This is a genomic window from Humibacter sp. (genome assembly GCF_035547335.1).
Classification (GTDB): Bacteria; Actinomycetota; Actinomycetes; order Actinomycetales; family Microbacteriaceae; genus Humibacter.
In genome coordinates, this window is the sequence record NZ_DASZVF010000006.1 from 1 (window position 1) to 11,141 (window position 11,141).

Sequence of the window (11,141 nt, forward strand, 5' to 3'; positions counted from 1 at the left end):
AGCAGGAATGCCGAGATCGCGCCGGCGGCGCACCGCGGCAGGTACCGCTGCTTCTGCTCGGCCGTGCCGAACAGCTTCACCGGTTCAGGCACACCGATGGACTGATGGGCGGAGACGAGGGCACCGATGCTGGGATGCACCGACCCGATGAGCATGAGCGCGCGCCCGTAATAGAGCAGCGTGAGTCCGAGGCCGCCGTACTGCTCGGGGATCTTCATGCCGAACACGCCCAGCTCGGCCAGAGACGCGATGTACTCGTCGGGGATGCGCGCTTCCCGCTCGATGCGCGCGCCGTCGAACGTCACGCACACTTCGCGCAGCCGCGCGAGGAACTCCTCACCGCGAGCGACATCGTGTTCATCCCCACGAGGATGCGGGTGGATCAGAGACAGGTCGAAGTCGCCGAGAAAGAGACCCTTGGCGAAGCTCGGCCGCACCCATTCCGTCTCCCGCGCGGCTTCAGCCGTCTCCCGGGCCGCCCTCTCGTCGACCTCGGCCGGTCTGGGCGCCGAATGTCCGTTCGCTCCCGGCTTCGCCTCTGTGCCCATTCCCGGCTTCGCCTCTGTGCGCATGTGTTGCCTCCCCCTTGAAGCCACTGCACGCGCTACTCATGCTAGGCACAGCGTCGCACCGTGGGACCAGGCCACGCGTTCGCGTGGTGGACGCCGCGAACGGCCGCGCTGCGAACGGCGAGGCACAATGGTCATGCCGCGCATGCGATGTCATCCGCCGCACAGAGGCATCGAGGCGGCGAACGAGCCGCACCACCGATCGGGGTCGAGATGCAGAACCGCTTCCAGGTGGGCGACCACGTCAGCTGGAACTCCGAGGCCTGCGAGGTCAGCGGCACCGTCATCGCCGTGCACACCACCGACTTCGACTACAAGGGCCACACGCACCGGGCGACGGAAGCCGATCCGCAGCACGAGATCGCGAGCGACACCACGGATCACGTCGCAGCACACAAGGGGGCCGCCCTCCGTCCGGCGGCGCCGTGAGCGGCCCGCTCTTCACCGTCGGGCACTCCGACCGCACGATCGAGGCCTTCCTCGACCTGCTCACGGCCGCCGGGGTCGTCTCACTCGTCGATGTTCGCAAGCTGCCCGGCTCCCGCAGCAACCCGCAGTTCGACGCGGATGCGCTCACCCCGTCGCTGGAGCAGGCGGGCATCCGGTACCGCCATGAACCGGCCCTCGGCGGACGCCGGCCGATGTCGAAGACGGTTCCGCCCGACATCAATGCGCTGTGGCGCAATCGGAGCTTCCACAACTACGCCGACCATGCATTGGGGTCGGAGTTCGCTCACGCACTCGAGCGGTTACGTGAGGAGGGTGCGCAGCATGCCACGGCAGTGATGTGCTCCGAGGCCGTGTGGTGGCGTTGCCACCGCCGCATCATCGCCGACCATGTGCTGGCGCGCGGCGACGACGTCGTGCACATCATGGCCGGGCGTCGTGTCGCTCCTGCGACCCTGACGCCTGGGGCGCTGGTGCATCCGGACGGCGTCGTGAGCTATCCGCTACCAGGCTGACGCGACCTCGGCGTGCGTGCGCAGGATGCCGTCGGTCGAGCCCTCCGGCGCCCGCCCGATCCCGCACTCCGTCGCCACGCCGAACGTCGGCACGTGCCGCAGGGCCGTGTCGATCCGCCGCTTGGCACCCGCCGCGCCGTCCTCGCGATGGACGAGTCCCAGGTACAGCTCGGTCCCCTCGCCGAGACGCAGCTCGTCGAGCGGCGCGAGGTACGCGTCGTCGTCGCGTTCGATGGGAACCGGGAGGTGGATCCACGTGATCGGGCGCGTGACGGCATCCGTCAGCATGTTGGCGTAGCGCACCAGGTTGCCGGCATCCGTTGGCTCGACGAAGTGCTTCTCCGCCACGTCGCCGTAGCACAGATGGAACCCTACCTCTACGTCTTCAGGAACCCTGGATGCCTGGTCGGCCGATCGCTCCGTGAGCCCGGCCCAGACGTCGTCTCCCCACCACGAAGCTTCACGGCCACCGCGCGGGGCCACGCCCTCGATGATCCCGAACTCCACGGCGTTGTCCCACTGGATGGCGAGGTCGTCGTGCGGGATCGCATCCAGGATCTGATCGAGCTCGTCGTACATCGCCTGCCGGTACACCGGCTCGATCGCCGCGCGCTGCTCCTCGGGGAAGTACGCGCCGACGACGGCGAGCGGGGTCGGAAGCGACACCTGGAACCGGGTGCCTGGCGCGATCATGCCGTCGTCACGGAGCCTGCGGAAGATCGCGTACGACTCGGCGGCCGCCTCCGCGTAGCCGAGCGGCGGAAACCGGATCGTCGCCGGATCCACGCCGTCCGCGACGCGCAGCGGGCGGGCATCCAGCATGCGCAGCGGAATGGGATGGTCGCCGACCCGCTCGATGCCCTCGGCCTGCCCGAGCACGTCGGGCTGGAACATGATCCAGTGGAAACGCTTGCCCGGCTCTCCGTCGGGGATGCGCTTGAGCAGCGGACCCATCAGCTCGGCGGCCGTGCGCATGGTGGTCTCGGCATCGTCGTAGTTCACACTGCCGACCAGCAGGGCGCCCTGCGGTTGTGTCGTGCCCATCTCTCGCTCCATTTCGACCCCAGGAGTCTACGGCGGACCGGTCCGGTCGGCTCGGCTCGGCTCGGGCTGGCTCGGCTCGGCCGGGCGTCAGCGCCCTGGCCGCCGAGCGGTCCGTTTGCTGCCGAGCGGTCCGCTTCCGCGCGCGCGCAACGGGACCCGCCGACAGCAAGCGGACCCGTCGCCGGCGCGGGGTCCGGGAGGTGGGTCAGCGGGCGGGGAGCCACGGGGTGGGTCAGGGACGGCAGCCGGGAGGCGGGTCAGCGGCGGGCGCGGAGCGCCGCCTCGTAGAGCGTGCGCCGGGAGAGGCCGGTGGCGGAGGCGACGGATGCCGCGGCATCCTTCAGGCTCTCGGTCGCCGTGAGCAGCAGCACCTCCTGCACGGCGGTGCCGAGATCAACGGTGCGCGCCGGTGCTCCGGCGACGACGATGACGATCTCGCCGCGCACGCCGCCATCGGCCCACTCCGCGAGCTCCTGGGCCGTGCCGCGGCGCACCTCCTCGTAGAGCTTTGTCAGCTCGCGGCAGACGACGACGGACCGGGATGCGCCGAACGCGTGCGCCATGGCGCGCAAGGACTCGGCGAGACGGTTCGGCGACTCGAAGAACACCATCGTGCGCGGCTCGTCGGCGAGCGCTGCGAGAGCGGATGCCCGCTCCCCCGTCTTGCGCGGCAGGAACCCCTCGAACGTGAAGCGGTCGGTCGGCAGCCCGGAGACGGCGAGCGCCGTGAGCACAGCGCTCGGCCCTGGCAGCGACGTGACGGGCACACCGGCCGCGATCGCCGCGACCACGAGGTGGTACCCGGGATCCGAGACCGTCGGCATGCCGGCATCCGACAGCACGAGCACGTTCGTGTCGCGGGCCTGCTCGACGAGCTCAGCCGAGCGTTCGCGCTCGTTGTGGTCGTGCAGCGCCACGAGCTTTGGACGGTTCTGCACGCCGAGTCCCTGCATCAGCCGCTGCGCCACCCTGGTGTCTTCCGCCGCGACGATCTGCGCCTGCTCGAGCGCCTCGACCAGCCGCCTGGATGCGTCGCCCAGATTGCCGATAGGCGTCCCCGCGAGGATGATCACGTGTCCAGTCATACCAGCCATAGCATTGCGGTCGTGACTGCCGCCCCCTCCACGCCAGGCCATCGAGCGGCGACCGCTGAGCCGACCGGCTCGGGACTGGACAGGTGGTTCGCACGCACCATCGACACGCCGGCGAAGCTGCGCTGGTACAGCTGGGGACTGCCTGCGCTCGTCACGCTGATTGCAGCGGTGACCCGGTTGTGGGCGCTCGGCGACCCGCACGCGCTCGTGTTCGACGAGACCTTCTACGTGAAGGATGCCTGGACGCTGATGCACAAGGGCTGGGAGGCTGCGTGGCCGTCGAACATCGACCCGCGGTTCGCGGACGGCGACGTCGACGCGTACACGAGCGACCCGGAGTTCGTGGCGCATCCGCCGTTCGGCAAGTGGCTGATCGCCGCGGGGCTCGCGGTGTTCGGCGCCCAGAACAGCGTCGGCTGGCGCATCTCGACGGCCGTGATCGGCATCCTGGCCGTCGTCGTGCTCATGCTCATCGCGAAGCGGATGTTCCGCTCCACCCTCATCGCGGCGCTCGCCGGGTTCATCATGGCGATCGACGGCAACGCGATAGTGATGAGCAGGGTCGCCATCCTGGACAACTCGGTGATGTTCCTCGCGCTGCTCGCGTTCGGCTGCGTGCTGCTCGACCGATCGTGGCAGGAGAAGCGGTTGGCCGACTGGGTGCGCAGGAACGCGGATGCCGGCCGGCCGCTCGGCTGGGGGCCGTGGCTGTGGTGGCGTCCGTGGCTGCTGGTGGCGGGCATCTTGCTCGGGCTGGATGCCGGCGTCAAGTGGTCGGGGTTCTACTTCCTGGCGTTCTTCGCCGTGTACCTCGTCGTGGTGGGCGTGCTCGCGAGGCGCAGGGCCGGCGTTCCGTTCTGGGCAGAGGGCGGCATCCTCAAGGGCGGCATCGTGTCGTTCGTGCTGCTCGTGCCGCTCACCTTCGCGACCTACGTGGGCACCTGGGCGGGCTGGCTGCTGAACCCCGGCGGGTACTACCGCGACTGGGTGCAGACGACGGCCGACGCGAAGTGGACGGGCATCCTGTCGTGGGTGCCGGACTGGGCGCAGAACCTGTGGCACTACCAGTCCGAGATGTACGGCTACTCGATCAACCTGCACACGCCGCACCCGTACCAGTCGAACCCGCTCACCTGGCTGCTCATGCTGCGGCCGACGAGCATGTACTACGTCGGCACGAAATACGGCGTCGACGGATGCACGTCGCCAGACGGATGCTCCTCCGCCATCACCGAGCTCGGCAACCCGATCATCTGGTGGGCGGGAGCGGCGGCCGTGATCTACCTCGTCTACCGCCTGATCCGGTACCGGGACTGGCGATACGGCCTCATCCTGACTGCTCTCGCCGCCGGGTACCTCCCCTGGATGCTGTACGCCGGCCGCACGATCTTCACGTTCTACTCGATCGCGTTCGCGCCCTACGCGTACCTCGCGCTCGCCGCGGTGTTCGCACTCATCGTCGGCAGGCCGACGGATGCCTCGTACCATCGTATCCGAGGACTCAGCCTGCTCGCGGTGTTCGTCATCGTCGCCGTCGCGCTGACGGTGTTCTTCTACCCGCTGTGGACGGGCATGCAGATCCCGTTCTGGTACTGGCAGATCCACATGTGGCTGCCCAACGTGGTGACGGGCATCGGCACCATCGGCTGGGTCTGATCGTCAGCCTTCCCGCCGCGAGCACCGCCGTCTCGGCCGTGAACACGGTTGGCCCGGCCGCGAACACGGCCGGCTGGGCACTGCGGAACGCGAGAACGCAACTCCTGTTCGATGTCACCGGCGGGTGGTAGTCCGTAAGGCATGAGCGAAAACGTGCCTCCCTCGAACGAACTACCCGGCAGCCATCGGGAACCGCTGGCGGGATCGACGACGCCGATCCCCGACGACGAACCGGTCGAGGCGACGCTCGTGCTGCGCCGACGGCAGCCGGTTCCCGACGAGGTGCTCGCCAACCCGCTTCCCCGCGACGAGTTCGTCGAGCGATACGGCGCAGACCCCGCCGACGTGGATGCCGTCGTCAAGGAGGCGGAGGCGGCGGGTGCTGAGGTGGTGTCGGTCGACGCGGGCGAGCGGCTCATCCGGATCAGGGCGAAGGCGAGCGTGGTGCAGCAGCTCTTCGGCACCACGCTGGAGACCGCGACGCACGAGCCTCGGGCGGGCGAGACCGTGCGGTTCCGGCAGCGCACGGGCGCGCTGACCGTCCCCGAGCCGATGCGCGACCGGGTGGTCGCCGTGCTCGGCCTGGACGACCGCCCGCAGGCGACGGCGCACTTCGTCGCCGTGCCCGCGGCGGCGGCGGCCGTGAGCTACTCCCCCGACCAGGTCGGCGAGGTCTACCGGTTCCCCGAAGGCACGGACGGCTCCGGGCGCACCGTCGCGATCGTCGAGCTGGGCGGAGGCTTCGACCAGGCCGACCTCGACGCGTACTTCTCCGGACTCGGCCTGGCCACGCCCAACGTGACGGCGGTCGGCGTCGACGGCGCGACCAACCAGCCGGGCGGGGACCCGAACGGCGCGGACGGCGAGGTGCTGCTCGACATCGAGGTGATCGGCGCCGTCGCGCCGAAAGCCGACATCGTCGTCTACTTCGCGCCCAACACCGACGCCGGATTCGTGGATGCCGTCACGCGCGCCGCGCATGCCGAGCCGACGCCCGACGCGATCAGCATCAGCTGGGGCGAGAGCGAGGACGCGTGGACCGCGCAGGCGCGCGCGGCCTTCGATGACGCGCTCGTGGATGCAGCGGGCCTCGGCGTCACCGTCACCGCGGCTGCGGGTGACGACGGAAGCTCCGACCGGGTGAACGACGGCAAGCCGCACGTCGACTTCCCGGCATCCAGTCCGCACATCCTGGCGTGCGGCGGAACGAGCCTGAACGCGAACGCGACGACCGGCAGCGTGACGTCGGAGGTGGTGTGGAATCACGGCGCGGGCAAGGGAGCGACGGGCGGCGGCGTGAGCGACGCCTTCCCCACGCCGTCGTGGCAGGAGCATGTCGGCGTGCCTGCGACGGCGGGCGGGTATCAGGGCAGGGGCGTGCCCGATGTCGCAGGCGATGCGGACCCGCAGACCGGCTACAAGGTGCGGGTGGACGGGACGGACACCGTGATCGGCGGCACGAGCGCCGTCGCGCCGTTGTGGGCCGGTCTCACCGCGCGCCTCGTGCAGGGAACCGGTTCGCGGCTCGGACTGCTGTCACTCAAGCTGTACCCGGCCGCTACCCCCACAGCGACGGCGCCAGGGTTCCGCGACATCGTGAAGGGCAGCAACGGCGCCTTCTCGGCGCGAACGGGGTGGGATGCCTGCACGGGCCTCGGCGTTCCCGACGGCACCGCGCTGCTGCAGGCGCTGAAGAGCGCCGGCTGAGCCTGTACCGCGGCTTGACTGCACCGCTGGTTGAGCCTGCACCGCTGGTTGAGTGTCGAAACCAGCCGCGACCACCCCAACGGGGTTTCGATAAGCTCAACCCGCGGCACCCAGGCTCAACCCACGGCGTCCTTGACGCCGTGTTACGTCCGCGACCGGTCGCGCCGTACCGCTCGCGTAGCGTGGCGTGGTGGCTGACCGCGAATTCGGCTTTCGCACGCGTGCGATCCATGCCGGCAACATCCCCGACCCGGTGACCGGAGCCCGCGCGCTCCCCATCTACCAGACGAGTGCGTTCGTCTTCGACGACACGGCGGATGCCGCCGCCCGCTTCGCGCTGCAGAAGTACGGCAACATCTACTCGCGCCTGGCCAACCCCACGGTCGCCAGCTTCGAGGAGCGCGTCGCCAGCCTCGAGGGCGGTCTCGGAGCCGTGGCCACGGCATCCGGTCTCTCTGCGCAGTATGTGACGTTCGCGTCGCTGGCGGGCGCGGGCGACCACATCGTCGCCTCCGCGAACCTGTACGGCGGGTCGATCACACAGCTCGACGTGACCCTGCGCCGCTTCGGTGTCGAGACCACGTTCATCCAGAGCTCGGACCCTGCCGACTACGCCGCCGCGATCACCGACAAGACCAAGCTCGTGTTCGCCGAGACCATCGCGAACCCGTCGGGCGAGATCGCCGACATCGAAGGCCTCGCGGATGCCGCCCACGCGGCCGCCGTCCCGCTCATCATCGACTCCACCATCGCGACGCCGTATCTCAACCGTCCCATCGAATGGGGCGCCGACGTCGTCGTGCACTCGGCGACGAAGTTCCTCGGCGGGCACGGCACCACGCTCGGCGGCATCGTCGTCGAGTCCGGACGGTTCGACTGGCATTCGGAGCGCTTCCCGCTCTTCTCGCAGCCGGTCTCCACCTACGGCGGCTTGCAGTGGTCGGGCAACTTCGGCGAGTACGCGTTCCTCACACGGCTGCGCGCCGAGCAGTTGCGCGACATCGGCCCGGTGCTCGCACCGCACTCCGCTTTCCTGCTCGCGCAGGGCGTCGAGACGCTGCCGTTCCGCATGCAGGCGCACGTCGACAACGCGCGCGCGGTCGCGGAGTGGCTCGAGGCCGACCCGCGCATCGAGGCGGTGCACTGGGCGGGCCTCGCGTCGCATCCGCACCACGACCGGGCGGCGAAGTATCTGCCGCTCGGCCCCGGGTCCGTGTTCACGTTCGAGGTCGAGGGCGGCCGCGCCGTCGGGCAGAAGCTCATCGAGTCGGTGAACCTGGCCAGCCACCTGGCGAACATCGGCGACGCGAAGACGCTCATCATCCATCCGGCGTCGACCACGCACGCTCAGCTGACCGAGCAGCAGCTCCTCGATGCCGGCGTGCTCCCCGGCTCCGTGCGGCTGTCCGTCGGCATCGAGGACGCTGACGACATCATCTACGATCTCGACCAGGCGCTGGCCGCAGCCACGAAGGAGGCGTGATGAGCATCATCACCGACACGCACGACGAGACGCTGGTGCAGCTGGCCAACGGGCTCAGCTGCGAACTGCCCGCGGATTCCCCCCTGGCGAAGCTGCTCAAGTCCCAGCGCACCTGGGTCGGGCCGGATGCCAAGCAGCGGCTGAAGCTGCTACGCAGCGCGAAGTCCGTGGCGATCGTCGGGGCATCCCCCAACCCGGCACGGTCGAGCTACTTCGTGGGCACGTATCTGCTGCAATCCAGCGACTACCGGGTGTACTTCGTGAATCCGAACGCGGACACGATCCTCGGCCAGCCGGCGTACAAGTCGCTGGCCGACCTTCCCGAGGTGCCCGACATCGTCGACGTGTTCCGCCGGGGCAGCGACATCCCGCAGGTGATCGACGAGGTCGTCGCCATCGGGGCTCCCACGATCTGGGTGCAGCTCGGCATCTGGAACGAGGATGCCGCCTACTACGGCGAGGAGAAGGGCCTCACCGTGGTCATGGACCGGTGCATCAAGATCGAGCACGCCCGCTTCCACGGCGGCCTGCACCTGCTGGGCTTCGACACCGGCGTCATCTCCTCGCGCAAGACCGTGCGCTGACGCCCGGGCCGCCGTCCACGCGGCGACGCGCTGGCACGTCGACGGGTCCTCGTGAGACGTCGACGGGTCCACATCCTGCCGAGCGGTCCGGAACCTGACGCGGATAAGCGGACCGGTCGGCAACGACCGGACCCGTCGTCGAATGGGGACGGTGCGGCGAGCGCCGCGACGTCGCCGTCAGCCGAGCGCGTCGAGCACGATCGGCGCACTCGGGTCGAGCACGCGCAGTTCCGGCGGCATCGGGAACGGCAGCGTGTACTCCAGGAGCGGGATGTCGATCGCACCCCAGTCGTCGCGCTTCACCCTGATCTGCTCGGGCGACACCTCGGTGATGCGCACCCGCAGCCGGCGACCGTCGGGCAGGAGGAGCTCGTACGGGTCGGCGAGGTAGCCGATGCCGAGCTCGTCCAGCGTCTCCTCCGCGGTCAGCCAGTCGACGGCATCCGTTCGCTCGCGCCCGAGCAGATCGACCACGACGAACGCCTCGCCCTCCGGCCGGATCCACCCGACGAGCTCGCGGTCGTGGCGGCGGTGTTCTATCCAGTCGGTGGGCACGGGCATCCTCCGACCCTAGCCGCGACGTTGCCGGCGGCGACAGCCCCATCGAGCGATGTCACGCCGACGCGATGATGTGGAACACGTGCCAGTGCTTGGGGCCGGCGAACGATCTGCCGTCCCTGTCCTCTTCGTCGAGCTGCAGAACCGTGAGCCCGTGCAGCAGGCGTTCCACGTCGGCGCGATCGTGCGTGTTCACATCCGGCCAGGCCGCGAAGTCGTCGTGCGGTCCGAACAGCTGCCCGGCGAACAGTCCACCGGGCAGCAGGCACTGCCGGATGCGCGCCCACAGCATCTCGAACACGTCGCCCGAACAGAACGGCAGCGAGAACCCGGCGTAGACGAGATCGGTGGCGGGAAGCGCCTCGCCGTCGAAGGATGCCAGCTCCTCGAAGCTCGCCCGGCGCACCGTGAGCCGCGCGCGATCGGCATCCGGCACGCCGTCGGTCACCCGCTCCACCACCCGGGCGTCGGCGTCGATCGCGAGCACCCGCCATCCGGCGGCGACGAGCGCCCTGGACTCGACGCCGTCGCCGCAGCCCAGGTCGATCGCCTGACCGGTCGCGGGGCCGCGCGCGTCGCGCCAGCGCACCAGGGCGGCGGCGAACGTCGGTCGCACGGCGCGACCCGCCTGGTCTGCGTAGAAGTCGGACCAGTCCATCACGCCATCACGCCGTCAGCTCGTCGGCGCCCTGCGCGACAGGTTCGGCGCTGTCGCCCGTCTGGCCGACGACGAGCAGCAGGTCCTTCTCCCGCACGATCTCGAGCGACAGCGTCCGGTAGCCGCTCTCCTCGAAGAACGCCGTCAGCGTCTCCTCCGTGCGCTCCATGATGGTTCCGCGACCCCATTCGACGTGCTCCACCTCCGCGCCGACCGCGAGTCCGTCGCCATCGGCGGCATCCTCCGCCGGCGCCTCCTCCTGTGCCACCTCATACGCGATGCCGGAGCGGCAGTTGTCGCAGTTGACGCACGGCTCGGGGAGCACCTCACCGAAATAGGCGAGCAGGTGCTGCCTGCGGCATCCGCGAGTCTCCGCGTAGGCACGCAGCATCTCCACGCGCGAGCGCTCGATGCGCCTCTGCGCCGCTTGCTCGTCGTCGTCTTCGGCGTCCGGCGAGCCCGCGAAGTACTTCTGGATGCCGAGGTCCGCCTCCCGATAGTGCAGCGTGGCCGCCGCCGGCAGTCCGTCGCGACCGGCCCTGCCGATCTCCTGGTAGTACGTGTCGATCGAATCGGGGGTGTCGGCGTGCACGACGAAACGCACATCCGGCTTGTCGATGCCCATGCCGAAGGCGCTCGTGGCGACCACGACCTGCGACTCGTCCGCCAGGAATCGCTCGTGCACCGTCTCACGTTCCCGCGCGGGCATCGCACCGTGATACCGGTCGGCACGGATGCGCGCCTCCTGCAGCGCGTCCCGGTATCTCTCCGTGGACTTGCGCGTGGCGACGTACAGCAGGCCCGGCTTCTCGAGGTCTTTCACCTG

At 69.7% G+C, this 11,141-nt stretch carries 12 protein-coding genes; 6 read left to right on the forward strand and 6 right to left on the reverse strand.

The genetic code is table 11. The features are described from left to right. Window positions 1–572, reverse strand: a 572-nt coding sequence (locus tag VHB92_RS01435) for an acyl-CoA dehydrogenase family protein (protein WP_325450641.1), incomplete at its 3' end; no start/stop codon positions are given. Between the two features lie 210 nt (window positions 573–782). On the opposite strand from VHB92_RS01435, the gene VHB92_RS01440 reads away from it, so the two are divergent. Next, the gene (locus tag VHB92_RS01440; protein WP_325450642.1) at window positions 783–998 is read left to right on the forward strand and encodes a DUF2945 domain-containing protein; all 216 of its coding nucleotides are present in this window, start codon (window positions 783–785) and stop codon (window positions 996–998) included. Then, window positions 995–1,531, forward strand: coding sequence for a DUF488 domain-containing protein (locus tag VHB92_RS01445; protein ID WP_325450643.1), 537 nt, complete (start codon window positions 995–997; stop codon window positions 1,529–1,531). Before VHB92_RS01440 ends, VHB92_RS01445 begins: the two co-directional genes overlap by 4 nt. Here VHB92_RS01445 and VHB92_RS01450 read toward each other — a convergent pair. Continuing rightward, window positions 1,520–2,575: a hypothetical protein gene (locus VHB92_RS01450; protein ID WP_325450644.1), complete on the reverse strand. Its 1,056-nt coding sequence runs from the start codon at window positions 2,573–2,575 to the stop codon at window positions 1,520–1,522. The two genes, VHB92_RS01445 and VHB92_RS01450, sit on opposite strands and share 12 nt — an antisense overlap. Before the next feature lie 257 nt (window positions 2,576–2,832). After that, a complete protein-coding gene (gene rsmI, locus VHB92_RS01455; RefSeq protein WP_325450660.1) occupies window positions 2,833–3,648 on the reverse strand; it encodes a 16S rRNA (cytidine(1402)-2'-O)-methyltransferase in 816 nt (271 codons plus the stop codon). A gap of 33 nt (window positions 3,649–3,681) precedes the next feature. Here rsmI and VHB92_RS01460 point away from each other — a divergent pair, with 33 nt between their 5' ends. The 4 genes from VHB92_RS01460 to VHB92_RS01475 all read left to right on the forward strand — a co-directional run bounded on the left by VHB92_RS01460 (window position 3,682) and on the right by VHB92_RS01475 (window position 9,099). Then, window positions 3,682–5,325, forward strand: a complete 1,644-nt coding sequence (locus VHB92_RS01460; protein WP_325450646.1) for a dolichyl-phosphate-mannose--protein mannosyltransferase — start codon at window positions 3,682–3,684, stop codon at window positions 5,323–5,325. Window positions 5,326–5,466: 141 nt separating this feature from the next. After that, the gene (locus VHB92_RS01465; RefSeq protein WP_325450648.1) at window positions 5,467–7,032 is read left to right on the forward strand and encodes a S53 family peptidase; all 1,566 of its coding nucleotides are present in this window, start codon (window positions 5,467–5,469) and stop codon (window positions 7,030–7,032) included. A 190-nt stretch (window positions 7,033–7,222) separates the two neighbouring features. After that, complete coding sequence (locus VHB92_RS01470) at window positions 7,223–8,515, forward strand: O-acetylhomoserine aminocarboxypropyltransferase/cysteine synthase family protein (protein ID WP_325450650.1); 1,293 nt, start codon at window positions 7,223–7,225, stop codon at window positions 8,513–8,515. Next, on the forward strand, window positions 8,515–9,099 hold the full coding sequence (locus VHB92_RS01475) for a CoA-binding protein (RefSeq protein WP_325450652.1): 585 nt from the start codon (window positions 8,515–8,517) through the stop codon (window positions 9,097–9,099). Before VHB92_RS01470 ends, VHB92_RS01475 begins: the two co-directional genes overlap by 1 nt. A gap of 177 nt (window positions 9,100–9,276) precedes the next feature. Here the strand turns inward: VHB92_RS01475 and VHB92_RS01480 are convergent, their stop codons facing one another. From VHB92_RS01480 to VHB92_RS01490, 3 genes are all read right to left on the reverse strand, one after another. Then, complete coding sequence (locus VHB92_RS01480; RefSeq protein ID WP_325450654.1) at window positions 9,277–9,660, reverse strand: hypothetical protein; 384 nt, start codon at window positions 9,658–9,660, stop codon at window positions 9,277–9,279. Between the two features lie 52 nt (window positions 9,661–9,712). After that, on the reverse strand, window positions 9,713–10,315 hold the full coding sequence (locus VHB92_RS01485; protein ID WP_325450656.1) for a class I SAM-dependent methyltransferase: 603 nt from the start codon (window positions 10,313–10,315) through the stop codon (window positions 9,713–9,715). Between the two features lie 7 nt (window positions 10,316–10,322). After that, the coding region (locus VHB92_RS01490) for a helicase-related protein (protein ID WP_325450658.1) at window positions 10,323–11,141 on the reverse strand (819 nt) is incomplete at its 5' end.